Source organism: Streptomyces sp. NPDC008125 (assembly GCF_042957125.1).
In the GTDB taxonomy this organism is placed as follows: domain Bacteria; phylum Actinomycetota; class Actinomycetes; order Streptomycetales; family Streptomycetaceae; genus Streptomyces.
The window spans coordinates 128,833-153,943 of the sequence record NZ_JBIBHR010000020.1 but is presented as its reverse complement, the minus strand read 5'-3'; the positions used below and the strand labels follow the sequence as shown (position 1 = coordinate 153,943).

Below are 25,111 nucleotides of genomic sequence, written 5' to 3'. Positions count from 1 at the left end.
CTGACCTGCGAGCGCAGGTCGCAGAACCCGCAGGCTGTTTCCCGGCAAGCCCTTAGGATTCTCCCGGGGGCTACGCAGTCGTTCCGTACGGGTGCGCGGTGTGACCGTGCGTCCAGGGGGTTTCCGGACGCGTGGGACGAGGTCCGGGAGAGACCGGAACGGGCGGCGGCGGGCCCCGGTACACACGCAAGCGAGCAACGGGGTGACTTCCCAGATGTCCGAAGCCCGAACCGACACGATGCAGACGCGCCCGCCGGGGGCGGACACGCAACGGGCCGACGCAGGCGGCCCCGGAAAGCACCGAGGGGGCATGTCCGCGGAGACCGACTCCGCACAGACGCACGGCCGGCACCGTCGGCCCACCCACGGGGATTCCGGAGTGTCCTGAGAGCGGCGGCAAGGACAGGGCGGGGGTCGTCCGGGCCGGCAACGGCCGGGACGACCCCCGCCTTTCCGTGCGCCACGGGGTGGCAGAGGCGCCGCTCCGCCCATGCGGGCACCCATGACATTTGTCCTGCCGGAAGCCGTACGCACGGCTCTGCCGCCCGGTCCGGCACCCCCGTACCGTCGCCACCATGACGACAACGGGAAGTGCGGGCGGGGGGCCGGCCCCGACGTGGACGGCTGCCGGAGTCCCGGCGGGGGCCCAAAAAAGCAAGGCCCGGAAGAGCGGGAGGTGCGCGGACGCCCTGGCGGTCAGTTTCGCCGGAGTGTCGAAGTCCTTTCGGACGGAGGGCCGTTCGGGCGGGCTCGTGCGCGCGGTGGACGGCATCGATCTGTCGATCGGGGCCGGTGAGACGGTGGCGCTGCTGGGCCGCAACGGCGCCGGGAAGTCGACCACCATCGGGATGCTGCTGGGGCTCGACGACCCCGACGAGGGGGCGGTGCGGCTGTTCGGCCGCCCGCCGGGGCAGGCGGTGCGGGCGGGGACGGTCGGCGCGATGCCCCAGGAGGGCCGGCCCATTCCCCGAGTGACCGTGCGGGAGTTGGTGGAGTTCGTGGCGTCCACCTACCCCGCGCCGATGGAGACCGGCGAGGTCCTCGGGCTCTCGGGCGCCTCGGCGTTCGCGGACCGGCGCATCGACAAGCTCTCCGGCGGCCAGACACAGCGGGTGCGCTTCGCGGTCGCGCTGGCGGGCAATCCCCGGCTCGTGGTGCTGGACGAGCCGACCGCCGCACTGGACGTGGAAGCGCGGCGGGCGTTCTGGGACTCGATGCGCGCCTTCGCGGCACGCGGCAACACCGTGCTCTTCTCCACGCATTACCTGGAGGAGGCGGATGAGAACGCCGCCCGGATCGTCGTCCTCGACCGGGGGCGGATCGTCGCGGACGACAGCGGGGACGGCATCCGGCGCACGGTGGGCGGCGGGCTCGTCGGGATCGATCTGGCGGGCCGCACGGCCGACGGGCTGGAGCGTCTGCCGGGGGTGGTCGGCGTCGAAGTCCGGGGAGATCGGGCCCTGTTGCATTCGGGTGATCCGGACGCCACGGTCGTCGCGCTCGCCGGAATGGGGGCGGTGCGCGGGCTGCTCGTCTCCCGCGCCACTCTGGAGGACGCGTTCCTCGCCCTGACCGCCGGCCCCGCCGCGCCCGGGGAGGCACGCTGATGTACGCGTACGTGATGCTGGAAGTCCGCCGGACCCTGCGGGACGGCGCGTTCCTGATCTTCGGGACCGGGATGCCGGTGCTGATGTACCTCCTCTTCACCAACATCGGCGACACGTCGGGGGGCGGCACGGGCGCGGACGACTGGAGGGCGTACTCGATGACCGGCATGGCCGCGTACGGGGCGCTGGGCTCGGCGATGGCGGTCGGTACGGGGATCGCGTCCGACAAGTCGCTCGGCTGGCTACGGCAGTTGCGGATCACACCGCTCGCGCCGTCGCGGATCGTCGCGGGCCGGGCCGTCAGCGGTTCGGTGACCGTGCTCCCGGCGCTGGTCGGGGTGCTGCTGGCGGGAGCGCTGGTCAACCACATCCAACTCGGCTGGTGGCAGTGGGGGTCACTGGTGGGCATGCTGTGGCTGGGCACCCTGCCGTTCACCCTGCTCGGAATCGGCAACGGCTACCGCCTCACCCCGCAGGGCACCGGAGTGGTCAACATCGCCTGCATGACGGGGTTCGCGGTGATCGGCGGGCTGTGGTTCCCGCTGGACTCCCTGCCCGGCCCGCTGCGGGCCGTCGGCGCCCACACGCCGGCGCACGGTTTCGCCGATCTCGGCTGGACGACGGTCGCCGGCCAGGCGCCGCACCTCACCTCGATCGCCGAACTCCTGCTCTGGACAGCTCTGTTCGGCGCCTACGCGGTCGTCTCGTACCGGCGCGCGGCGAGGACCCCGTGAAGACGCTCACCGCGCGCACCCCGGGCGCCGACGGTGCGGAGCAGCCGCACCCGGGGTGCGCGGAGCACCCGCCCGGCCGGTGGTGGCCCCCTCGCCGGAACAGGGCGGGCCGGAGAACGGCGGGACGGCGACCGGCGGGCCCGGGGCCGTACGCGCTGATGCCGTGGCTGCTGCTCGGGCTCGGGGCCTTCTCCAACCTCTGGAAGGGCGAGACGCCGAACCCGGTGGTGGGCGCGGTGGGCGTCCTCCTGTTCAACTCCCTCTACATCCACCTGGTGTTCCGGAGCTTCGTCCCGGCTCGACGCGGGACCACCGGGTCGTACGTACTGCTCGGCGCCCTGGCCGCCATCACCTTCGGCCTGGCGGCCGGCTACGGCGGGAGCTGGCTGCTCTTCTTCCCGCTGCTCTCGCTGGCGAGCGGCACGGTCCTGCGCGGCCGGCCGCTCGCCTGCGCGCTCGTCGGACTGTCCGCCTGCGGCGTGGCCGTCGCCGTCTGGCGCGGCGACCGGGTGTCGGACCCGTGGACGATCGGCTACGGGACGTTCCTCTCCGGCGCGGTGACGGCCGCGATCCTCGCGTTGTCCGAGACCGTGCGGGAACTACGTGATGCTCAGGCCGAGTTGGCGCGCAACGCGGTCGAGCGGGAACGACTCAGGTTCTCCCGGGACCTCCACGACCTGCTGGGGCACACCCTGTCGGTGATCGTGGTGAAGTCGGAGGCGGCCCGCAGGCTGGCACCCCGGGACCTGGACGCGGCGCTCGGCCAGATCTCGGACATCGAGTCGGTCGGCCGGCAGGCGCTCACCGAGGTACGGGAGGCGGTGACGGGGTACCGCGAGGGCAGCCTCACCGGTGAACTCGACGGCGCGGTGTCGGCGTTGGCCGCCGCCGGCATCGAGGGGACGGTGCACCGCGCCGGCCCGCCGCTCGCCCCGCGCAGCGAGGCGCTGCTGGGCTGGGTGGTGCGCGAGGCGGTGACCAACGTCGTACGGCACAGTGGCGCGACCCACTGCGTGTTCTCCGTCACGTCCGGGAGCGAGCGGGTGGTGCTGACGGTCACCGACGACGGTTCCCTCGCCGAGCCCGGCGGCGGGGCCGTCCCGGGGCCCCGCCGGGGTCCCGGAGCGGACGGCGGGGAGCCCTCGTACTCCTACGGGGGTACGGGCCTGGTGGGGCTCTCCGAGCGGCTGGCGCTGGCGGGCGGCTCGCTGCGGGCCGGACCCGGTCCGGACGGCGGGTTCGTCGTACGCGCGGAGCTGCCCGGGGAACCGGGGCGGTGAGCGGGGGCGGGGGTGCGTGTGTCCGGCGTCACCTCGAACACCGGTACGCCGATGGCACACTGACACGATGGTGCCGCTGACCACGATCCCGGAACCGATAACGGCCGACCCTCCCCACACGGCGGACCGTCCCGTGCTCACCCAGTCCTGGCTCGATCTGGCCTTCCTCCACTGGGCCGTCGACCCGGCACTCGTCGCCCCGCTGCTGCCCGCCGGTACCCGGCCGGACACGCTGGACGGTGCCACCTACGTCGGGCTCGTCGCCTTCCGGATGCACCGGGTGGGGTGGTTCGGGCTTCCCGGCATCCCGTATCTCGGTTCCTTCCCGGAGACCAACGTCCGCCTGTACTCGGTGGACGCCCATGGCCGCCGGGGCGTCGTCTTCCGTTCGCTCGACGCCTCCCGCCTGCTTCCCGTCGCGGTCGGCCGGAGCGGGTTCGGCCTGCCCTACGTGTGGTCGAAGATGGAGGTCCGGCGGGAGGGCGACACGGTGACGTACACCAGCCGACGGCGGTGGGGCCGGCCTGCGGGCGCGTACAGCCGGATCACCGTACGCGTCGGCGACCGGGTCGAGGAGCCCTCGGAGCTCGAACACTTCCTGACCGCGCGCTGGGGCATGCACAGCGCCTTCTTCGGCCGCTCCCGCTACCTTCCGAACACCCACCCCCGCTGGCCCCTGCACCGCGCCGAACTCCTCGGCCACAGCGAGAACCTCGTCGCCGCGGCAGGGCTGCCCGCACCGGCCGACGGGCCCGTCAGCGTGCTGTACTCGCCGGGCGTCCCCGTACGGTTCGGGCTCCCGCCCCGCACTCCGGCGGGTGTCCCCACGCCCTGACCCGGACGTCGTACGCACGCGATCCCGAAGCCGGACGCACCGGACACCGAAGCCGTACACCCGGGACGCGCGCGGGTCCTACCCTCTTACCCGTGACCGGAACGCCGCAGGACCACCGCCCCGCCACGTCCGTACGCGTGCTGCTCGCCGAGGACCAGGGCATGATGCGGGGCGCGCTCGCCCTGCTGCTGGGGATGGAGCCGGACTTCGAGGTGGTCGCCCAAGTGGGTTCCGGGGACGAGATCGTGCCCGCGGCTCTCGCCTCGCGGCCCGACGTGGCGCTGCTCGACATCGAACTCCCGGTGCGCAGCGGCCTGGACGCCGCCGCCGATCTGCGTGAGCAGGTGCCCGACTGCCGGGTGCTGATCCTGACGACGTTCGGACGTCCCGGCTATCTGCGGCGGGCGATGGAAGCGGGTGCCTCGGGGTTCCTGGTCAAGGACGGCCCGGTGGAGGAGCTGGCCGGGGCGATCCGCAAGGTGCTGGCCGGGGAGACCGTGGTCGACCCGGCCCTCGCGGCGGCGGCGCTGGGTGCGGGGCCGAGCCCGCTGACCGGACGGGAACGGGACGCCCTGAACGCGGCGTCCGGCGGTGCGACCGTCGCGGACATCGCGCGGAAGCTGCACCTGTCGGAGTCGACCGTGCGGAACTACCTCTCCTCCGCGATCGGCAAGACCGGTACCCGTAACCGCACGGAGGCGGCCCGGGCGGCCCGGCGGCAGGGCTGGCTCTGACCGGCCTCGTGCGTGGCCCTCAGCGCCCCTCGGCCGCCCGTCCCGCCCTCGCCCCCGGCAGCCAGAGGAGCACCAGCAGGGCCGCTGCCAGCAGCACCCCGGAGGCGGTACGGAAGGCGAGGGCGTATCCGGCGGTGAGGTCGGCCGGGGTGGCCGAGTCGCCGGTGCGGGCGGCGGCGACGGTGGACAGCACCGCGAGCCCGAGCGCCCCGCCCATCGTGCGGGAGGTGTTGACCAGCCCGGAGACGAGGCCGGCGTCCCCGGGCGCGGCACCGGAGGTGGCGAGGGAGGCGAGCGGGGTGGAGACGAAGCCCATACCGAAGGCCATCAGGACGCCCGGGAGCAGTATGCCGGCCGTGTAGTGGCTCTCCGCGCCCATGGTGGACTGCCAGCCGAAGCCCGCGACGGTGAGCAGGATGCCGGTGAGGGCCATCGGCTTCGCACCGGTACGCGCCATGAAGCGCGGGGCGAGTTTCGAGCCGAGGACGATCGCGGCGGAGGTGGGCAGCAGGGCGAGTCCGGCTTCCAGCGGGGTGTAGCCGAGGACGTTCTGTGCGTACACGGTCATGAAGTACCACATGGAGAAGGTGGCCGAGCCAAGCAGCAGCATCGACGCGTTGGCCGAGGCCACGGCCCGTACGCCCAGCACCCGCAGGGGCATCAGCGGGGCGGTCGTACGCCGTTCCACCAGCACGAACACGCCGAGCAGGGCGATGCCGCCGAGCAGCGGCCCGAGCGTCACGGGGGCCGTCCAGCCGGCCGCCTCGGTCTGCACGATGCCGTACGCGAGGGCGGCGAGGCCCGAGGTGACGAGGACGGCGCCCGGCAGGTCGATCCTTCGCCCTTCGCCGCCCCGGCCCTCGGCGAGCAGGAAGGCGGCACCGGCCAGGACCAGGGCGCCGACGGGCACGTCGATCAGCAGGACCCAGCGCCAGGAGAGCAGGTCCGTGAGGACCCCGCCGATCAGCCCGCCCGCCGCGCCGCCGCCCGCGCCCACCGCCATCCAGGTACCTATCGCGCGGACCCGTGCCGGGCCTTCCGGGAGCGCGGCGGTGAGGAGGGTGAGGGTGGCCGGTGAGAGGACGGCGGCACCGAGCCCCTGTCCGGCACGGGCGGCCAGCAGCTGCCAGCCCTCCTGGGCGAGCCCGCCCGCGAGGGAGGCCGCGGTGAAGAGCCCGAGGCCGAGGAGGAACATCCGCTTGCGGCCGAAGAGGTCGGCGGCCCGTCCGCCGAGCAGCATGAACCCGGCGAACGCGATCGAGTAGGCGTTGAGGACCCAGCTGAGCCCGGAGGCGCTCAGCCCCAGGTCGGTCCGCATCGAGGGCAGCGCCACGTTGACGACGGACACGTCGAGCACGACCAGGAACTGACCGGTGCACGCCGCGGCCACCGCCGCCCAGGTGCGGGGTCTCAAGCGGCGGGGAGCCGTGCGAGGGGCGGCGGACATGCCGTCCGGAGTGATGTCGTCCAGGGAAACGTCTGTCATGTCCGCCATCGTCCCTGGCGCCGCGCCGTGCGTACACGGGGGGCGTGGGCCGGGCCCCGGACCGGTCCTCGGCCTACGCACCCGGAGGCGCCGGAGCCGACGGAGCCGCCGGAGCCGACGGAGGCACCGGAGCCGACGGAGGCACCGGAGCCGACGGCAGCACCTGGACCCCCACCCCGGCGTCGGGGCCGGAGCCGCGCACCGGGCCGCACACGGTGGGTCTCTCGCCGCCGGGCGGGGGGGGTCCGTGCGGGGGCCGCACGGGTGGCATCGCTGGTCGTGGCGGGCGGGGTCGCGATCACCGGGGCGGTTCCGGCCCGCCGACTCGGCGCCGGACGACGTGCGGCTCACCCGGCCGCACCTCGTCGCCGTACTGCCAGGTGGCACGCCCGTCGGGCGCCCACCCCATGTCCACCACGGGGCGCCTGCCGATACCCGGCCTGACTCCCTGGACGGGTTCACCCCGAGGCCTGTCCGGAACTGACCGCTGGCGACATCCGGGAGCAACAGGCCACTGACGCAACTGAGTTCGAGCGCCCTTGTCCCGGGAATACACCCGCCCCCAGAAGCGTTCGCCATGCATGCACTTGGGGGGGTCCCTCCGGTGATCACTGCTGCCCGGAAGGCGTACGTATGGACCGGACGACGAACGAACAGACCACCGGGGGAAACCCCGGTCCGCTTCAGGAGATCAAGGAACCCAGGGGAGCGCTCGTCCCCGTACTGGCCTTCGCGGGCATCACCGTCGCGGTGATGCAGACCCTGCTCGTACCCGTCATCAAGGATCTGCCCACCCTTCTCCACACCGCCCAGTCGAACGCGACGTGGGTGATGACGGCGACGCTGCTCGCCGGTGCCGTGTCCACCCCGATCATGGGGCGGCTCGGCGATCTCTACGGCAAGCGGCGGATGCTGATAGCCAGCCTCGCCGTGATGGTGATCGGCTCGCTGGTCTGCGCCTTCACCGACGATCTCGTCATCATGATCGTCGGCCGGGCGCTCCAGGGATTCGCGATGGGTGCGATCCCGCTCGGCATCGGCATCATGCGCGACGAGCTGCCGCCGGAGAAGCTCGGTTCGTCGATGGCGCTGATGAGCTCCTCGATCGGCGTGGGCGGTGGGCTCGGCATGCCCGGCGCGGCGCTGGTCGCCCAGCACGCCGACTGGCACGCGCTGTTCCTCGGTTCCGCGGGGGTCGGCGTGGTGGCCCTGGTGCTGACGGTCTTCCTCGTGCCCGAGCCGCCGCTGCGCGCGCCCGGCACCTTCGACTACGCGGGAGCGTTCGGGCTCTCGCTCGGGCTCGTCGCCCTGTTGCTGCCGATCACCAAGGGCAGCGAGTGGGGCTGGACCGCGCCGCTCACCCTCGGGCTGATGGCCGGCGGTCTGCTGGTCCTCCTGGTCTGGGGTCTGTACGAGCTGCGGATCGCCGCTCCCCTGGTGGACCTGCGGACGACGGCCCGGCGCGAGGTGCTGCTGACCAACCTGGTCTCGATCATGGTCGGCATCTCCTTCTACGCCGTCTCCCTGGTCGTGCCGCAGCTGCTCCAGCTGCCGAAGGCCACCGGGTACGGCCTCGGCCAGTCCATGGTGGTCGCGGGGCTGTGCATGGCGCCGCTGGGGCTGACGATGATGTTCACCGCTCCGGTGTACGCGCGGATCGCCGCCCGGCGCGGCCCGAAGGTCTCCCTGATGATCGGCATGCTGGTCATCGCCGTCGGTTACGGCGCGGGGTCCCTGCTGATGGACGCCGCCTGGCAGACCCTGGTGATCTCCACGGTGCTGGGCGCCGGTATCGGACTGGCGTACTCCTCCCTCCCCGCGCTGATCGTCGGCGCGGTGGACGCCTCGGAGACCGGGGCCGCGAACGGCCTCAACACCCTGATGCGGTCCATCGGTACGTCCGCCTCCAGCGCCGTGATCGGCATGGTGCTGGCGAACACCTCGGTCCACCTGGGCGGGGTGGCGGTTCCCTCGATGCACGGCTTCCGGCTGTCGTTCATGATCGCGACCGGGGCGGTGCTGGTCGGTCTCGTCCTGGCCGCGTTCCTCCCCTCGCAGCGTCCGGCCTCGCGCCTGGTGCTGGTCGCCGACAGCGAGAGCGAGGCGCTGCTCGCGGAGGCCGAGGCGCTGGTGGCGATCGACGCGGTGCTGCACGGCGAGGCGTCCGTCCCGGGCGGCGGGGCGTCCGTACCGTCCGGAGGTTCCCGGATCGTCGCGGGTTCGTCCGGTTTCCACGGCCGGGTGCTGGACGCGGCGGGCGCGCCGGTGGCGCGGGCCACGGTCACCCTGGTCGACCGGCAGGGCCGGCAGGCCGGTCTGGCCGTCGCCGACGACGCGGGGCGGTACGCGCTGGCCGCCGCGCCCGAGCCGGGCCATGTGCTGGTCGTGACCGCCGCCGGGTACGCACCGCGCGCCCGGCCCGCCGTGTGCGCGGCGAACGGGCGGCCGGTGGTGACCGATCTGGTGCTGACCGCCGCCGCTCCGGAGCGGCAGGGCACCGTGCGGGCGTCGTCGGAGGCGCACGCGGACGGGCAGCACGCCTGACCGAACCGGCCCGGCCGCCCGGCCGGGAACCACCGGGAGAAGACACACCCGCACGCCCCCGCCGGTCCGTCCGGCGGGGGCGTGCGGCACGATGGGGCCGCCGCCGACGCACCGCCACTGTCGGCACCCCGCCGCCGTCGACACACCCGCACCACCTGGAGGAACCCGTGGCCGCCGAGTCCGCCGCACCCGTCGCCGATCCCGACGCCCGTCCCGCCGACGCGGTGCTGGCCGCCTTCGAGAAGGCCAAGGGGTTCATGCCGGTGCGCGAGGGGCTGGCGCTGTACGCGGCGGCCGTCGACGCGGCGCGGCTCGGGCTGCCGCTGCTGGAGGTCGGGAGCTACTGCGGGCGCTCCACCGTCCTCCTCGCCGACGCGGCCCGTCGTGCGGGACTGACCGCGCTCACCGTCGACCACCACCGGGGCAGCGAGGAGCAGCAGCCGGGGTGGGAGTACCACGACGCGTCCCTGGTCGACCCCGAGGTGGGCCGGATGGACACGCTGCCGACGTTCCGCCGGACCCTGTACGCGGCCGGCCTCGAGGACCACGTGGTGGCGCTGGTGGGGCGCTCCCCGCAGGTCGCGGCGGTCTGGGGCGGGCAGCTCGGGCTGGTCTTCGTCGACGGCGGGCACACCGACGAGCACGCGAACGGCGACTACGAGGGCTGGGCGCCGCACCTCGCCGAGGGCGGGCTGCTGGTGATCCACGACGTGTTCCCCGATCCGGCGGACGGCGGGCAGGCGCCGTACCGGGTACGTCAGCGGGCGCTCGCCTCCGGTGCCTTCGCGGAGATCTCGGTGACCGACTCGCTGCGCGTGCTGCGGCGTACGGGGCAGGGCATCTGAGACCGGTGAGCGGGACGGGGAGCCGGGACCAGGATCCGGGACGGGAATCCGGGGCCGGGGCCCGGGACCGCGACCGGGAGCCGGGGGCCGTCGGTACCATCGCCCGCGTGCCGTACTCCAGCGTTCCCCCCACCCCGCCCACCGTCCGCCCGGCAGCCGGCCGTCCCGTCCGCACCGCCACGTACGCCGCGTTCGCCGTCCTCTGCCTGCTGCCCCTCACCGGGTGCGGCGGTGCGGAGGTGAAGGCGCAGCCGCACGCGGGGGCCCCGGCCCCCTCGGTGACCACGGCACCCGCCACGTCCGCACCGGCGCCCGACGAGAGCCCCAAGGGGGCCTCGTCGAGGGGGCCGCTGGCGGGCCGCACGGTGGTGATCGACCCTGGCCACAATCCGCACAACCACGAGCACACCCGTGAGATCGCGCGGCAGGTGAACATCGGTACGGGGCACAAGGAGTGCGACACGACCGGGACGTCCACGGACGCCGGTTACGCGGAGGCCCGGTTCACCCTGGACGTGGCCCACCGGATGCGGGAGCTGCTGGAGGCCGAGGGCGCGCAGGTGCTCCTCACGTACGACGACGACCGCGCGTACGGTCCGTGCGTGGACGAACGGGCGCGGATCGGCAACGAGGCGGAGGCGGACGCCGTGGTCTCCGTGCACGCGGACGGTTCGGCGGTGGGCAACCGGGGGTTCCACGTGATCCTGCCCGCGCTCGTACGGGACGGGGCGGCGGACACCTCGCGGATCGTGAGCCCCTCGCGCGACCTGGGGACCCGTATCGCGGGCCGGTTCGTGGCGGCCACCGGGAGCTCGCCGTCCAATTACATCGGCGGGGGCACGGGGTTGGACGTGCGCGACGACCTCGGCGGGCTCAACATGTCCACGGTTCCGAAGGTGTTCATCGAATGCGGCAACATGCGCGACCCGAAAGACGCCGCACTGCTGACGAGCGCGCACTGGCGGCAGAGCGCCGCCCAGGGGATCAGTGACGGCATCAGCAGCTACCTGAAGCGGTAGTTCCGCCCCGGTTCGGGGTAGTTCTGCGCTGATACCGGGGGGATGACGGGCCGTCGGGCAAGCCGGGGGCCAACCCGCCCGGGCAGACGATAGATTCATCCGTACGATGGGGAGCCGCCCCGGGCTTCTCGGCGCGCCCGAGGGACAGTCCCGGGCGCAGCGACGACCGTCCCCGACGAGACGACCGACTAAGGACCTTCACGTGAATATCCGCTCCCTCACTAGAGGCGACGGCGTGGTGATCGGAGCAGCGGTCGTGCTGTTCATCGCCTCCTTCCTCGACCTCTCCGGTTACGACTGCCCCAGCAACATCGACTGCTCGGGCTACGACAGCGCGAGCGCCTGGGATTCGCTCTCACTTCTCATGAGCATCTTCCTCGCCGGTGTCATCGGAGCGGCGCTGGTGATCGTGAGCCGCTCGGCGCCGGGCCGCAAGCTCGTCGGTCTGGACCTCGGGCAGTTCGGCGTGGCCCTCACCGTCTTCGCGCTGTGGACGGCGTTCTGGACGACCATCGACGCGGGTGACGCGGGTGCCGGGCTGATCCTGGGCCTGCTGGCCTCCCTGGTGCTCGCCGCCGCGACGGTCGCCGGGCCGCTGGTTCCCGCGCTCAAGGCGCCGCTCTCGGCCGGCCCCCGCCCGGCTCCGGCCACCCAGTCGCCGTACGGTGCGCAGCCACAGGGCCAGGGGTACGGCTACCCGGGTCAGCCGTCCTTCGGTTCGCAGGCCGGTGCGCCGCAGCCCCAGCCCCAGCCGTACGGCGCGCAGCAGGGCAAGCCGGCCCCGCAGGCCGAACGGACGCCGCAGGCACCCCAGTCCGGCGGTACGCCGGCGGCCGACTTCGCGCCGTTCTGGTTCGCGGTGCCGGTGCCCCGTCCGCTGTACGGCGAGGACGGTTCGTCCGGCCAGATCGCCGAACTGGCGCCCGGTACCTGGTACCTCGCGGTGGAGCAGCGCGGTCAGAGCCTGATCGCGCAGACGCAGGACGGCCGCCGCGGCGTCCTCCAGGACACCTCGGGCATCCAGCGCGGCTGATCCCGCCCGCCCGTTCACCACGTAGGCCCCCGACCGCGGGAGTTCAGCGGCCGGGGGCCTTCGTGCGGGACGGGGGCCACGTCACCCGGCCGGTCGGGACACCGACGGCACCCGGTTCTTCACCTCGGCACCGGCGCTCGTCCCCGCGTCCTCGACCCAGCTGATGACGTCTTCGAGGCTGCCGATGCCGGAGTCACCGGCTTCACCCTCGCGAAACTTGGTGGCCGGTACCTTGCCGCTTTCGCAGGCGGTGGCGCCGACGAGCAGGGCGCGGACGAGCAGGGCGCCGACGAGCAGAGCGCCGACGAGCAGAGCGCGGACGAGCAGCAGCGCCGTCGGCAGGCGGCCGGGCGGTACGGGCCGGAGCACGGCGGGCCGTCCTCACGGGGTGGTCGGACGGTGTCGGGCCGATACCGGCACGCCCCGCCGGGCTCGCCCCCGCGGCGCCGCCCCGCCACCGGGTTGGGCCGTCCGGGTTTCAGGCCGGAGGCAGCGGCAATCCGGTGTGCATGTCCTACAGACGAGGCTCAGGAAGCAGTACCGCGGGGCGCGCGATCGCCGTCGTCGCGGACGTCATGGCCTTCATCATCATTCTGTGGATCCTGATGTACCTGCTCGATGCCAACAGGGGCAACGAGCTGGTGCAGTTCGTCCAGGATTCCGCACGGTGGCTGGCCGGCTGGTCGTACGACCTGTTCACCTTCGACGAGGCGTGGGCGCGGGTGGTCGCCGGTTACGGGCTGGCCGCCGCCGTCTACCTCTTCGTCGGTCACGCGGTGGCGGGCCGTCTCCGTCGTACGTGAGTCCCGGCGGCCCGGCCCGGTCAGGAGCAGCAGTCCGGTTCCAGGCCCCTCGGCAGCCGTTCTCCCCCGAAGACCGCGGTGGTCGCCTCGTCCCCCCCGAGTGCGGCCACCGCGAGCAGCAGTGATCCGGCGGTCCAGGTGGTGAGTTCATCGGGCCAGAAGGCGCGTTCGCCTTCGAAGACGTATCCGGTCCAGTAGAGGCCACCGGGCTCGCGCAGGTGCTGGATGGACTGGAGGATCTCCAGGGCCCGGTCGGATTCGCCCATCGCCCAGAGTGCGAGGGCGAGTTCGCAGCTCTCGCCGCCGGTGACCCACGGGTTGGGCAGCACGCAGCGCACGCCGAGGCCGGGAACGACGAACTCGTCCCAGCGCTCGTCGATGCGCCGCTGGGCCTCCGCGCCGGTGACCGCGCCGCCGAGGACCGGGTAGTACCAGTCCATCGAGTAGCGGCCCTTGTCCAGGAAGCGTTCCGGGTGGCCGGCGATGGCGTGGGCCAGCGCTCCGGTCGCCAACTCCCAGTCCGGCTGGGGCTCTTCACGTCGCTCGGCAAGCGCGAGGGCACAGCGCAGGGCGTGGTGGACCGAGGAGGAGCCGGTCAGCAGCGCGTCGGTGACGGGGGTTCCGTCGGCTTCGCGCTTCCAGCCGATCTGCCCGCCGGGCTGCTGGAGTCCGAGGACGAACTCGACGGCCGCGAAGACCATCGGCCACATCCGGTCGACGAACGCGTCGTCGCCGGTGGCGAGGTAGTGGTGCCAGACCCCGACGGCGACGTACGCGCAGAAGTTGGACTCCCGGCCGCGGTCGGTGGGGCGCTCGGGATCGCCGTCGTGGTAGGCGGCGTACCAGGAGCCGTCCTGGTTCTGGTTCCGGGCCAGCCACTCGTAGGCCCTTTCGGCGGCCTCGTGCTCGCCGGCGGCGTCGAGGGCCATCGCGGCCTCGGTGTGGTCCCACGGGTCGAGGTGGTGGCCGCGGAACCAGGGCAGCGCCCCGTCCTCGCACTGCACCCCGAGGAGTGCGGCGACGGTCTCGGACGCCTGATCCGACGTCAGGACGCCGGGCAGGACGAGGTGTTCGGTCCGTTCGGGGAGGGTCACGCCTCTGCCTTCGGGAGGTGCGGCTTCGTCGCGTACGCGACGAAGCTCTTTCCGACGACCGGGTTGAGCAGCTGCTCGGCGACCCGGGTCACCGCGGGCTTCTTCATGATGTCCCACACCAGCAGCTTGTGGTAGGCGCGGACCGGCAGGGCCTTGTCGTTGTCCACGCCGAAGGCGCACTTGAGCCACCAGTAGGGCGAGTGCAGGGCGTGGGCGTGGTGGGTGCCGTACGGCTTCAGTCCGGCCTCGCGGATCTTGCGGAGGAGTTCGTCGGCCTTGTAGATGCGGATGTGGCCGCCCTCGACCTCGTGGTAGGCGTCGGAGAGGGACCAGCAGACCTTCTCGGGGCCGTAGCGGGGCACGGTGACGGCGATGCGTCCGCCGGGCTTGAGGACGCGGACCATCTCGGCGAGGACGCCCTTGTCGTCGGGGATGTGCTCCATCACCTCGGAGATGATGACGACGTCGAACGAGTCGTCGGGGAACGGCAGGTTGAGGGCGTCGCCCTCCATCGCGGTGGCGGTCGCGCCGGCCGGGGCCTCGCCCTCGGCCTTCATCGCCGCGAACCACTTGGCGACCTCGCGGATCTCCTCGCCGTTCTGGTCCAGGGCCACGACCTGGGCACCGCGCCGGTAGCACTCGAAGGCGTGCCGGCCGGCGCCGCAGCCGAGATCGAGCACGCGGTCACCGGCGGCGAGCGGGAAGCGGGTGAAGTCGACGGTCAGCACGGGGGCCTGCCTTCGAGGTCGGTGGTACGGGCACGGGCGGGAACGGAGTCCGGTGGGGTCACCTGCGGGCCCCCCGGGCGGCGATGGCCCGGCGGTAGAGGTCGGCGGTGCCGGCCGCCGCCCTGGCCCAGGTGAAGCGGGCGAGCACCCGGTCGCGGCCGGCCGCACCGAGTCTGGCGCGCAGCCCGGGGTCGTCCAGCATCCGGGTGAGGGCGGTCGCGAGGGCGTCGGGGTCGCCGGGCGGCACGGCGAGGCAGGTCTCCCCGTCGCGGCCGGTGACCTCCGGGATCGCCCCGCCGGTGGTGGCGACGAGCGGGGTGCCGGTGGCCATCGCCTCGGCTGCGGGCAGCGAGAACCCTTCGTACAGCGAGGGGACGCAGGCGACCTGGGCGCCGCGCACCAGGTCGACGAGTTCGGCGTCGCTGATGCCCTTGACGAACTCGACGGCGTCGCCGAGGCCGAGGCGTTCGATGGCCCGGGCGACGGGTCCGTCCTCGGCGCGCTTGCCGACGACCACGAGGTGGGCGTCGGGGTGGCCGGCCCGGACCTTGCCGAGCGCCTCCACGAGGTGGACGAGCCCCTTGAGGGGCACGTCGGCGCTGGAGGTGGTGACGATCCGCCCCCGTACCTCGGGGACCGAGGGGTCGGGCGACCAGAGGTCGGTGTCGGCGCCGATGTGGACCACGTCGACGCGGCCGGGGCTCACGCCGAGGTCGTCGACGATCTCCTGGCGGGACGAGCCGGAGACGGTCAGGACGTGCGGCAGCCGCCGGGCGACCCGCTTCTGCATGCGGGTGAAGCCGTACCAGCGGCGCACGGAGAGGGCGCGCACGCGGGTCGTGGCGGCGGCCAGGTCGAGCCGGCGGTCGACGGTGATGGGGTGGTGGATGGTGGTCACGAGCGGGGCGCCGAGGTCGCCGAGCAGGCCGTAGCCGAGCGTCTGGTTGTCGTGGATCACGTCGAACTCGCCGCGCCGGGACCGCAGGTGGCGTCCGGCCCGCAGCGAGAAGGTGAGCGGCTCGGGGAATCCGCCGGTCCACATGGTGGCGACCTCCGCGAGGTCGATCCAGTCGCGGTACTCGTCCCGGCCGGGGGTCCGGAACGGGTCGGGCTGCCGGTAGAGGTCGAGGCTGGGCAGCTCGGTGAGCGGGACGCCCTCGTCGAGCACCGGGTAGGGCTGGGCGCCGATCACTTCGACGCTGTGGCCGAGACGCGCCAGCTCGCGGCCGAGGTGGCGGACGTAGACGCCCTGGCCGCCGCAGAACGGGTTGCCCTTGTACGTGAGGAGGGCGATCCGCAAGGGGCGGTCGTCCGCTCCGGCGGTGGCGCGATGTCCCGCGCTGGGGTCCGTCCTCATGGCCTCAGCGGTCACTCCCGGGCCCCCTTCATCACTGCGTTTTCCGGAGCGTAACCGCTGCCGATAATCTGGAACAAGTTTCAGACCGACCCGTCCAATGAGGTTCGAATCTACCGGCAGGTAGCGTCGGCGTGACGACCTGATCAGGTGATTCACGCCACGGCACGGAGGTGACCTCATGACCGCTGACGCCCGGCCACCCGCGCTTCCGCTGACGGCGAGCCAGCGGGCCCGCCGCGCCCGCATCCTGGACGCCACCGCGGAACTCGCCGGACGGGGCGGCTTCGAGGCCGTGCAGATGCGCGAGGTCGCGGAGGCCGCCGGGGTCGCCCTCGGCACCCTCTACCGCTACTTCCCGTCCAAGGCTCATCTGCTGGTCGCCACCCTGCACGACCGGCTGCGGCTGCTGAGCACCACGCTGGCCGACCACCCGCCGGCCGGGCGCACGCCCGGGGAACGGGCCGCCGCGACGCTGCTGCGCGCCTTCCGGGCGCTGCGCCGCGAACCGGAGCTCGCCGACGCCATGCTGCGGGCGCTGACCTGCGCGGACCGGGGCGTGAGCACCGAGGTGGACGCCGTCTCCCGGCTGGTGACGACCATCGTCCTGGACGCGGCGGGGCTGACGGACCCGGACACCGGGCAGCTGTCGGCGGTGCGGGTGGTCGGGCACACCTGGCACTGCACCCTCACCTCCTGGCTGTCCGGCCGCGCGGGGGCCGGGCAGGTGCGGACGGACATCGAGACGGTCTGCCGGCTGCTGGACCCGGTGGCGCCCGGCTGAGAGCGGCGCGGCTGCCCGCCCCGTGACCTGGGGCCTCGGGGCGACCGCGGACGACCGGCCTCGGGGCCGGTCCCGACTCCCCCGGTAGAGTGAACCCGTCGTTCATCACGCCCGTACGGGGAATTCCGGTGCGAACCGGTACCGCTCCCCACCCGGCCCGGTCCGCACCGGGCCGTCGCCGTCCGTGAGCCGCCCGCACGCCGGACGGGATCCGGGGCGGGCGCGAACGGCCGATGCCGCCGGGAGGTCCGGTGGTCCGCATCCGTCGCAACAGACGGAGCCGAGCCCGGCACCGGTACGTGCCCGCGCCCGGCCCCCGCAGGAGAGGCACTCGCCAGTCATGACCGTACGCCGCAGCGCAGCCGCGCTCGCGACCACCGCCGTGCTCCTGGCGTCCGCCGCCCCGGCGGCGCTGGCGGACTCGTCCAGCCCGTCGCCCTCCCCCTCCGGCTCCTCCGCCCCCCTCTCCGTTCCCGCCGACCCGCACGCCGGGCTCTACGGCACCTCGGACCCGACGTACGACGGTGTCTGGCGCCAGTCGCTGGCCTTCCTGGCCCAGAAGATCGAGTACGTCACCCCGTCCGTGGAGGCGGTGAACTGGCTGAAGCTCCAGCAGTGCGACAGCGGCGCCTTCGCCGCGTACCGCGACTTCCGCAAGCCGTGCGACGCCAAGACGATGACGGACACCAACTCCACCGCCGCCGCCGTGCAGGCGCTCGCCGAGCTGACCGGCGAGAAGACCGCCGTGGCGAACGGCATCGACTGGCTGGCGTCCGTGCAGAACGACGACGGCGGCTGGGGCTACACCCCCGGCAGCCCCAGCGACGCGAACTCGACCGCCGTGGTCGTCGGCGCCTTCGCCCGCGCGGGCAAGAAGCTGACCGACGTGACCTCGTCCGCCGGGCACACCCCGTACGACGTACTGCGCGGGCTCGCGCTGCCGTGCGGCGGCGAGGACGGTGGCGCGTTCGCCTACCAGCCGGACAAGAAGGGCGCGCCGGCCGCCAACGCGGACGCCACGGCGGCGGCCGTGCTCGGCACCATGGGCAAGGGCCTGGCGGCCGGCAGCTACAACCCGGGCAAGGCTCCCGTCTGCACCCCCGGCACCGGCCTCACCACGGAGCAGGTCGCCCAGAACGGCGCGCACTGGCTGGCCGCCGCGCTCGCCGGCTCCGGCCACCTCGACCAGGCGCCCATGCCGGGCGCGGAGAGCACCGACCCGCAGCCCGACTTCGGCAACACCGCCGACGCCGTCGTGGCGCTCGCCGCCTCCGGCCACCAGGACAAGGCCGCGTCCGCCATCACCTGGCTGGAGAAGAACTCCGCCGCCTGGGCGAAGCAGTCCGGTCCGGCCGCGTACGCGCAGCTGATCCTCGCGGCCCACGCGACCGGCACCGACGCCCGCGACTTCGGCGGCGCCGACCTCGTCGCCCAGCTCAACGCGACCGGCCCGGCGCCCGCCGCGACCGCGGTGCCCTCCCCCACCCCGACCGGTGCGCAGCCCGCCGCCGGCTCCACGGGCAGCTCCGGTTTCAGCGTCTGGTGGCTGATCGCGGTGGGTCTGGCCGTCGGCGCGGGCATCGGCTTCCTGATCAGCAACCGGGGCAAGGACAAGGGCGGCCGGTGACCGCGCCCGCGTTCCGGAGCACGCCCGGCGGAATTCTCCGCCGGGCGGCGGCGCTCGTGGCGCTGACGGCGCTCACGGCGGTCGTGACGCTCTGCGTCGCGGGCACCGCGCAGGCCGCCGGGTACCGCTACTGGTCCTTCTGGGAGGGCGACGGCCCGCGGTGGGCGTACGCCACCCAGGGGCCGTCCCTGGTCCGCCCCGAGGACGGTTCGGTGCAGGGCTTCCGGTTCGCGGTGAGCGAGGACTCCGGCGACGCGGCCCAGCCGCGCCGCACCCCCGACTTCGCCGCCGTCTGCGGGGACACGCCCGCGAAGGACGGCGGCAAGCGCGTCGCGCTGGTCATCGACCCCGGCACGGCGGCCGACGCCCCCGCAGGCGAGCAGCCGCCCGCGCTCCGTACCGCCTGCGCCCGGGTCTCCCCCGACGCGAGCACCGCCGAGGCGCTGGCCTCGGTGGCGAAGCCGCTCCGGTACGACAGCGCTGCCCTGCTCTGCGCCGTCTCGGGCTACCCGGAGACGGGCTGCGGCGAGCAGATCTCGGGCGACGCCTCACCGGCGCCCGCCGGGACGGCTCCCGCCGCGAGTTCCCCGGCCACCTCGTCCGCCGCGGCGGGCGGGGCGGCGGACGGTGACGGCGGTGGTCCCTCCGTCGGCGTGCTCGCCGGTGTCGGGGCCGTCGTGGTCCTCGGCGCCGCGGCCGTCCTCCAGGCACGCCGTCGGCGATGAGCCGCCTTCCCGCCGCGACGGGCCGCGTGCGCGACCTGCGCGCGCCCGGGGCGCACCGGAGCAACGCGCTGCCCGCCGGCGCGTGGTGGCTGTGGGCGCTGGGCCTGGCGACCGCCGCGTCCCGCACCACCAACCCGCTGCTGCTCGGCCTGCTGGTGGGGGTGGCCGGTTACGTGGTGGCCGCACGGCGCACGGACGCGCCGTGGGCCCGTTCGTACGGGGCGTTCGTCAAGCTGGGTCTCTTCGTCGTCGGGGTGCGGCTCGTCTTCTCGGCGTTCCTGGGGTCGTCGATCCCGGGCACGCACACCCTCGTCACGCTTCCCGAGGTACCGCTGCCCCACTGGGCCCAGGGCGTCCGGATCGGCGGCCGGGTGACCGGGGAGCAGTTGCTCTTCGCGCTGTACGACGGTGCGCGGATGGCCGCCCTGCTGATCTGTGTCGGCGCGGCCAACTCCCTCGCCAGTCCCGCCCGGTTGCTGAAGTCGCTGCCGGGCGCGCTGTACGAGGCGGGGGTGGCGGTCGTCGTCGCCATGACGTTCGCCCCGAACATGGTCGCGGACGTGGCGCGGCTGCGGACCGCGCGGCGGCTGCGGGGCCGTCCCACCGGCGGGATCCGGGCGGTCGCCCAGATCGGGCTGCCGGTGCTGGAGGGCGCGCTGGAGCGGTCGGTGGCGGTGGCCGCCTCGATGGACGCGCGGGGGTACGGGCGGACCGCCCGGGTACCGGCCCGTGTGCGGCACACCACCGACGTTCTCACCCTCGGCGGCCTGCTGGGGGTGTGCGCCGGTACCTACGGGCTGCTCGCCGCGGAGGGCGCGGCCTACGGGCCGCCGCTGCTGGTGGCGGGCCTCGTCGCGGCGACGGCCGGGCTGCGCCTGGGCGGCCGGCGCTCGGTGCGCACCCGGTACCGGCCCGACCGGTGGGGCGGGCGGGCGTGGCTGGTGGCGGGGTCGGGTGTGCTGGTCGCCGCGGTGATGATCCGGGCGGGTTCGGTGGACCCGGCGGCGCTGCGGCCCGGGGTCGTCCCGCCGTCCCCGCCGGTGCTGCCGCTGTGGCCCGCCGCGGGCGTCCTGATCGGGCTGCTGCCCGCGTTCGCCGCCCCCGTACCGCCGCGTCCGGCTGCCGTACCGCCGTATCCGAAGGAGGACCAGTGATCCGGTTCGAGCAGGTCTCCCTGCGGTACGAGGGCGCGGCCGAGCCCACCCTGTCGGGCATCGATCTGACCGTGCCCGAGGGCGAGTTGGTGCTGCTCGTCGGTCCGTCCGGGGTCGGCAAGTCGACGCTGCTCGGTGCGGTGCCGGGGCTGGTGCCGCACTTCACCGGCGGGACGCTGAGCGGCCGGGTGACGGTCGGCGGGCGGGACACGCGCACCCACAAGCCGCGCGAGCTCGCCGATCTGGTGGGCACGGTGGGCCAGGACCCCTCCGCGCACTTCGTGACGGACACCGTGGAGGACGAACTCGCTTACGGCATGGAGTCGTTGGGGCTGGCCCCGGACGTGATGCGCCGCCGGGTGGAGGAGACCCTCGACCTGCTGGGGCTCGCGGAACTGCGGGACCGGCCGATCGCCACGCTCTCCGGCGGACAGCGCCAGCGGGTCGCGATCGGCTCGGTGCTGACCCCGCACCCGAAGGTGCTGGTGCTCGACGAGCCGACGTCCGCACTGGACCCGGCGGCGGCCGAGGAGGTCCTCGCGGTGCTCCAGCGCCTCGTGCACGACCTGGGCACGACCGTCCTGATGGCCGAGCACCGGCTGGAGCGCGTGGTGCAGTACGCGGACCGGGTCGTGCTGCTGCCCGCGCCCGGCGCCGCCCCGGTCGTGGGCACCCCGGCGCAGATCATGGCCGTCTCGCCGGTCCGGCCGCCCGTCGCCGAACTGGGGCTGCTGGCGGGCTGGGACCCGCTGCCGCTCTCCGTGCGCGACGCCCGGCGGCGGGCGGCGGGGCTGCGGGAGCGGCTGGCCGGCCGGTCGCCCGCCGTGGCGGCGCCGGTGCCCGGGTGTCCCACGCGTCCCGTATGCCTCGCGCCGGGCGCGTCCGGTACGCCTGCCGAGGCCCCCGCACCGGCGCCCGCACCGCGCACCGGCCTCTTCGGCCTCCGGCGCGCACGCCGGGCACGGACGGTGTCCGTGCCCGCCCCCGACCCCACCGCGCCCCTGGCACGGGCCGAGGGACTCGGGGTGCGGCGCGGCCGGGTGGAGGCGCTGCGCGCGGTGACCCTGGACGTCCGGGCCGGGGAGACCGTGGCCCTGATGGGGCGCAACGGCGCCGGGAAGTCCACCCTGCTCGGGGCGCTCGTCGGCATGGTCACGCCGACCGCCGGACGGGTCCGCGTGGGCGGCCTCGATCCGTCCCGCACCGATCCGCGCACGATGGTGCGCCGGGTCGGGCTGGTGCCGCAGGAGCCCCGCGACCTGCTGTACGCGGAGACGGTCGCCGCCGAGTGCGCGGCGGCCGACGCCGACGCGGGCGCCCCGGCGGGCAGCTGCCGGGCCCTCGTCTCGCGGCTGCTGCCCGGCGTACCGGACGCCACCCACCCCCGTGACCTCTCCGAGGGCCAGCGGCTGACCCTGGCGCTGGCGCTCGTACTGACCGCCCGGCCGCCGCTGATCCTGCTGGACGAGCCGACCCGGGGGCTCGACTACGCGGCCAAGTCCCGGCTGGTCGGCGTGTTGCGCGGCCTGGCGGCCGAGGGGCACGCGATCGTGCTGGCCACCCACGACGTGGAGCTGGCGGCGGAACTGGCGGACAGGGTCGTGATCCTGGCCGGCGGGGAGGTCGTCGCGGACGGCCCGACCCGGCAGGTCGTGGTCTCCTCCCCCGCGTACGCCCCGCAGACCGCGAAGATCCTCGCTCCGCAGGAGTGGCTCACCGTGAACCAGGTCCGCACGGCCCTGGAGGCGGGCGCATGACCGGCACCGCACTCACCCCCGTCCCCACGAGCGGCGGTCGGCGGGTCCGCCCGGTCCGGCTCGGGCCGCGTTCGGTCGTGGCGCTGGTGCTGGTCAGCGCGGTGGGGGTGGCGGCCTTCGGCTGGCCGCTGCTCGCCGGGCCCGCGTTCGGCACCGCGCACGCGCAGGACGCGCCGTGGCTCTTCGGCGCACTGCTGCCGCTGCTGGTGGCGGTGGCCGTCGCGACGATCGCGGACGCCGGCCTCGACGCGAAGGCCGTCGCGATGCTCGGAGTGCTCGCGGCGGTCGGTGCCGCCCTGCGCCCGCTGGGGGCGGGGACGGCGGGGCTGGAACCGATGTTCTTCTTGATGGTGCTCAGCGGGCGGGTGCTCGGGCCCGGCTTCGGCTTCGTGCTGGGTGCGGTGACGATGTTCGCGTCGGCGCTGCTCACCGGCGGGGTGGGGCCGTGGATGCCGTTCCAGATGCTGTCGATGGCCTGGTTCACCATGGGCGCGGGTCTGCTGCCGGGGCCGGAGCGGCTGCGCGGCCGGGCGGAGACCGCGATGCTCGCGGCGTACGGCGCGGCGGCCTCGCTGCTCTACGGCACGGTGATGAACCTGTACGGCTGGACGATCGTGCCCGGGCTGGGCTCGGGCATCTCCTTCGTGGCGGGCGACCCGGTGCACGAGAACCTGGTCCGCTTCCTGGCGTACTGCCTGACCACCTCGCTCGGCTGGGACCTGGGCCGGGCGGCGCTGACCGTGGTGCTGACGCTCGCCGTGGGGCCGGTACTCCTGCGGGCGCTCCGCCGGGCGACCCGGCGCGCTTCCTTCGAGGCCCAGGTCACATTCGAGGGTCCCGGCGACGTGAGGACACCCACAGGCACAAGGTCCTCCCCCAAGCCGGATAGTAGCGACACTGGTGACTGAATCGCCCCTTTCGCACCGCCCCTGAGCTGCCCCGACTCCTCTTTGCCCCGGTTCGGGACCTTGGGCCCGGGGTCCGACCCGGGGTCGTACGGCCGCCGTCGGGAGGGCATTGCCAGCGCCGAACGCCGGGGCTAACCATGGTTCTTGTCGCCGAACACCTCGGTGGCCCGCTCGACCGTCATCCGGTCACCAGGGCCCAGGTGGGGACGCCCGGATCATTCACCACAGAACCGGCCCGCGACGCCACCTGCCCCCGACGTTAGGTTTCTTCGTGTCGATCGCCAGTCGTTTCCTCGCCCAGCCCCGCATCGCAGGCCGCAAGACCGTCCTCGTCGGTGCCGCCGTACTCCTCGGTGGCAGTGGCCTGGCCCTCGGCGCCGGTACGGCGTCCGCCGCCACGCCCACCGCGACGACCGCCGCGACCGGCGCGCAGGCCACGGCGCAGCAGATGATCGGTGACAGCGCCCAGTTCCAGTGCTTCAGCAACATCGTGTCGCACGAGAGCGGCTGGAACCCGAGCGCCACCAACGCCTCCTCCGGCGCGTACGGCCTGGTCCAGGCCCTGCCCGCCTCCAAGATGTCGTCCGCCGGTTCCGACTGGAAGACCAACCCCGCCACGCAGATCAAGTGGGGTCTGGACTACATGAACAGCCGCTACGGCAGCCCGTGCGCCGCCTGGAGCTTCTGGCAGGCCAACAGCTGGTACTGAGCCGGCCCGCGCAGCAGCCCGCATGACGAAGCCCGGGCCGGGACCTCTTCACCGAGGTCCCGGCCCGGGCTTCGCCGTGTCCGCCGCGTGGTCCCTCACGCCTCGGTCCGCCTGCGCGGTACCCCTCCGAGGAGGGCCACCGCGCAGGCCACGACGGAGAGCAGACCGCCGGCGAGGAAGGCGCCCCGCACGTCGGCGTGGGACAGGACCAGTCCCCCGAGTGCGGCGCCCGCCGCGATACCGGCGTTGTAGGAACCCGAGTTCGCCGCGAGCGCCAGGTCCGTGCGGCCCGGGGCGCAGGAGAGCATCGCGTTCTGGGTGGCCATGAACACCGGGCCGAGCGCACCGCCCATCAGCACCAGGAACACCACCGCCGTCACCGGCTCGGTGCCGGTCGCGTACAGGCCGAGCATCCCCACCGCCTGCGCGGCCACGGCGGCGCACAGCGCGGCATGGGGGAAGCGGTCCAGCAGCGCCCCGGTGAGGGTCACCCCGCCCAGACACGCCACGCCGAACGCCATGATCAGGGCGCCGACCGTGCCGGGCGGGAAGCCGCTCACGTCCCCCAGGAACTTCACGACGTACGTGAATCCCGCGAACGCCCCGGTGGCGGAGAGGCCCCCGGACACCAGCACGATCACGAACCGGCGGGCGTCGGGACGGGTTCCGCGGGCGGCGGGCTCGTCCTCCGGACGCGAGGTCGGCAGCAGGGCGGCGACCGTCACCAGGGAGACGGTTCCGGCGGCCGCCAGCAGGGCGAACGGCACCTGCCAGCCGCTCCGGCGGCCCAGCCAGGAGCCGGCGGGCACGCCGAGGACGAGGGCGAGCGAGCCGGCGACGGAGAGCGCCCCGATCACCCGGCCGCGGACCTCGGCCGCGAAGAGGCCCACCGCGACGGGCCCCATCACCGCCCAGAACAGCGCCTGGGCGAGGGCGGTCACCAGCCGCGCCCCGAGGAGCGTCCCGTAGGAGGAGGCCAGCGCGGCGGCGAGGCTGGACACGACCAGCGCGGCCAGCAGACCCGTGAGCACGTGACGCCGGGGCACCGCCCGCACGGCGTGGGCGAGCGGCAGGGACGCGACGGCCACGGTCACGCCGTACCCGGTGACCAGCAGCCCGACCGCCTGCACCGACACCCGCAGATCTCCGGAGATGACCTCCAGGAGGCCGACGGGCAGGTTCTCCGCCGTGTTGAAGGTGAGGGCGGCCAGCATCAGGGCCGCGAGCACCGCCGCCCCACGCCGGGGAGCCCGCCGTGGCGCAGCCGTGCGGTCGTGTCCCGGCCCCGCCCGGCGCACCGGCTCCGTGGTTCCGTCCATGGAGGTAGCCCACCGGGCCCGCCGGGCCGCCG

General features: G+C 74.2%; 23 protein-coding genes. 17 read left to right on the top strand and 6 right to left on the bottom strand.

Annotation, left to right across the window (positions count from 1 at the left end):
* The first annotated feature begins 710 nt into the window (after positions 1–710).
* From ACFZAX_RS28965 to ACFZAX_RS28945, 5 genes are all read left to right on the top strand, one after another.
* Positions 711–1,607, top strand: a complete 897-nt coding sequence (locus ACFZAX_RS28965) for an ATP-binding cassette domain-containing protein (protein ID WP_390965240.1) — start codon at positions 711–713, stop codon at positions 1,605–1,607.
* The gene (locus tag ACFZAX_RS28960) at positions 1,607–2,341 is read left to right on the top strand and encodes an ABC transporter permease (RefSeq protein ID WP_390965239.1); all 735 of its coding nucleotides are present in this window, start codon (positions 1,607–1,609) and stop codon (positions 2,339–2,341) included. The genes ACFZAX_RS28965 and ACFZAX_RS28960 overlap by 1 nt, the downstream gene beginning before the upstream one ends.
* On the top strand, positions 2,338–3,621 hold the full coding sequence (locus tag ACFZAX_RS28955; RefSeq protein ID WP_390965237.1) for a histidine kinase: 1,284 nt from the start codon (positions 2,338–2,340) through the stop codon (positions 3,619–3,621). The genes ACFZAX_RS28960 and ACFZAX_RS28955 overlap by 4 nt, the downstream gene beginning before the upstream one ends.
* 67 nt (positions 3,622–3,688) lie before the next feature.
* On the top strand, positions 3,689–4,456 hold the full coding sequence (locus tag ACFZAX_RS28950; RefSeq protein WP_390965235.1) for a DUF2071 domain-containing protein: 768 nt from the start codon (positions 3,689–3,691) through the stop codon (positions 4,454–4,456).
* Positions 4,457–4,548: 92 nt separating this feature from the next.
* Positions 4,549–5,190: a response regulator gene (locus ACFZAX_RS28945; protein WP_390965234.1), complete on the top strand. Its 642-nt coding sequence runs from the start codon at positions 4,549–4,551 to the stop codon at positions 5,188–5,190.
* A 19-nt stretch (positions 5,191–5,209) separates the two neighbouring features.
* Here the strand turns inward: ACFZAX_RS28945 and ACFZAX_RS28940 are convergent, their stop codons facing one another.
* On the bottom strand, positions 5,210–6,637 hold the full coding sequence (locus tag ACFZAX_RS28940) for a DHA2 family efflux MFS transporter permease subunit (protein ID WP_390965256.1): 1,428 nt from the start codon (positions 6,635–6,637) through the stop codon (positions 5,210–5,212).
* Between the two features lie 672 nt (positions 6,638–7,309).
* Between ACFZAX_RS28940 and ACFZAX_RS28935 the strand changes: the two genes are divergently transcribed.
* From ACFZAX_RS28935 to ACFZAX_RS28920, 4 genes are all read left to right on the top strand, one after another.
* The gene (locus ACFZAX_RS28935; RefSeq protein ID WP_390965233.1) at positions 7,310–9,220 is read left to right on the top strand and encodes an MFS transporter; all 1,911 of its coding nucleotides are present in this window, start codon (positions 7,310–7,312) and stop codon (positions 9,218–9,220) included.
* Between the two features lie 257 nt (positions 9,221–9,477).
* A complete protein-coding gene (locus ACFZAX_RS28930; protein WP_390965255.1) occupies positions 9,478–10,065 on the top strand; it encodes a class I SAM-dependent methyltransferase in 588 nt (195 codons plus the stop codon).
* 107 nt (positions 10,066–10,172) lie between these two features.
* On the top strand, positions 10,173–11,084 hold the full coding sequence (locus tag ACFZAX_RS28925; RefSeq protein WP_390965232.1) for an N-acetylmuramoyl-L-alanine amidase: 912 nt from the start codon (positions 10,173–10,175) through the stop codon (positions 11,082–11,084).
* Between the two features lie 202 nt (positions 11,085–11,286).
* Positions 11,287–12,117: a hypothetical protein gene (locus tag ACFZAX_RS28920; RefSeq protein WP_390965231.1), complete on the top strand. Its 831-nt coding sequence runs from the start codon at positions 11,287–11,289 to the stop codon at positions 12,115–12,117.
* Between the two features lie 81 nt (positions 12,118–12,198).
* Here ACFZAX_RS28920 and ACFZAX_RS28915 read toward each other — a convergent pair whose 3' ends face one another.
* Entirely contained in the window at positions 12,199–12,486 is a 288-nt protein-coding gene (locus tag ACFZAX_RS28915; RefSeq protein WP_390965230.1) for a hypothetical protein, read from the bottom strand.
* A gap of 140 nt (positions 12,487–12,626) precedes the next feature.
* Between ACFZAX_RS28915 and ACFZAX_RS28910 the strand changes: the two genes are divergently transcribed.
* The gene (locus ACFZAX_RS28910; RefSeq protein WP_390965229.1) at positions 12,627–12,920 is read left to right on the top strand and encodes a hypothetical protein; all 294 of its coding nucleotides are present in this window, start codon (positions 12,627–12,629) and stop codon (positions 12,918–12,920) included.
* A gap of 20 nt (positions 12,921–12,940) precedes the next feature.
* Here ACFZAX_RS28910 and ACFZAX_RS28905 read toward each other — a convergent pair whose 3' ends face one another.
* From ACFZAX_RS28905 to ACFZAX_RS28895, 3 genes are read right to left on the bottom strand one after another with little or no spacing between them, the layout of a single operon-like run.
* A complete protein-coding gene (locus ACFZAX_RS28905) occupies positions 12,941–14,014 on the bottom strand; it encodes a prenyltransferase (protein ID WP_390965228.1) in 1,074 nt (357 codons plus the stop codon).
* Positions 14,011–14,742 (bottom strand): methyltransferase domain-containing protein, encoded by a 732-nt coding sequence (locus tag ACFZAX_RS28900; protein ID WP_390965227.1) that lies wholly within the window; start codon positions 14,740–14,742, stop codon positions 14,011–14,013. The genes ACFZAX_RS28905 and ACFZAX_RS28900 overlap by 4 nt, the downstream gene beginning before the upstream one ends.
* A gap of 58 nt (positions 14,743–14,800) precedes the next feature.
* Entirely contained in the window at positions 14,801–16,114 is a 1,314-nt protein-coding gene (locus tag ACFZAX_RS28895; protein ID WP_390965226.1) for a glycosyltransferase, read from the bottom strand.
* A gap of 163 nt (positions 16,115–16,277) precedes the next feature.
* Between ACFZAX_RS28895 and ACFZAX_RS28890 the strand changes: the two genes are divergently transcribed.
* From ACFZAX_RS28890 to ACFZAX_RS28860, 7 genes are all read left to right on the top strand, one after another.
* The gene (locus ACFZAX_RS28890) at positions 16,278–16,880 is read left to right on the top strand and encodes a TetR family transcriptional regulator (protein WP_390965225.1); all 603 of its coding nucleotides are present in this window, start codon (positions 16,278–16,280) and stop codon (positions 16,878–16,880) included.
* Between the two features lie 340 nt (positions 16,881–17,220).
* Positions 17,221–18,507 (top strand): prenyltransferase/squalene oxidase repeat-containing protein, encoded by a 1,287-nt coding sequence (locus ACFZAX_RS28885; RefSeq protein WP_390965224.1) that lies wholly within the window; start codon positions 17,221–17,223, stop codon positions 18,505–18,507.
* The gene (locus ACFZAX_RS28880; protein WP_390965223.1) at positions 18,504–19,232 is read left to right on the top strand and encodes an SCO2322 family protein; all 729 of its coding nucleotides are present in this window, start codon (positions 18,504–18,506) and stop codon (positions 19,230–19,232) included. The genes ACFZAX_RS28885 and ACFZAX_RS28880 overlap by 4 nt, the downstream gene beginning before the upstream one ends.
* A complete protein-coding gene (locus ACFZAX_RS28875; protein ID WP_390965222.1) occupies positions 19,229–20,386 on the top strand; it encodes an energy-coupling factor transporter transmembrane protein EcfT in 1,158 nt (385 codons plus the stop codon). Before ACFZAX_RS28880 ends, ACFZAX_RS28875 begins: the two co-directional genes overlap by 4 nt.
* The gene (locus ACFZAX_RS28870; protein ID WP_390965221.1) at positions 20,383–22,143 is read left to right on the top strand and encodes an ATP-binding cassette domain-containing protein; all 1,761 of its coding nucleotides are present in this window, start codon (positions 20,383–20,385) and stop codon (positions 22,141–22,143) included. The genes ACFZAX_RS28875 and ACFZAX_RS28870 overlap by 4 nt, the downstream gene beginning before the upstream one ends.
* The gene (locus ACFZAX_RS28865) at positions 22,140–23,051 is read left to right on the top strand and encodes an ECF transporter S component (RefSeq protein WP_390965220.1); all 912 of its coding nucleotides are present in this window, start codon (positions 22,140–22,142) and stop codon (positions 23,049–23,051) included. The genes ACFZAX_RS28870 and ACFZAX_RS28865 overlap by 4 nt, the downstream gene beginning before the upstream one ends.
* A gap of 271 nt (positions 23,052–23,322) precedes the next feature.
* The gene (locus ACFZAX_RS28860) at positions 23,323–23,760 is read left to right on the top strand and encodes a transglycosylase SLT domain-containing protein (RefSeq protein WP_390965219.1); all 438 of its coding nucleotides are present in this window, start codon (positions 23,323–23,325) and stop codon (positions 23,758–23,760) included.
* A 95-nt stretch (positions 23,761–23,855) separates the two neighbouring features.
* Here ACFZAX_RS28860 and ACFZAX_RS28855 read toward each other — a convergent pair whose 3' ends face one another.
* Positions 23,856–24,974, bottom strand: a complete 1,119-nt coding sequence (locus ACFZAX_RS28855) for an MFS transporter (RefSeq protein ID WP_390965253.1) — start codon at positions 24,972–24,974, stop codon at positions 23,856–23,858.
* Positions 24,975–25,111: the final 137 nt, after the last annotated feature.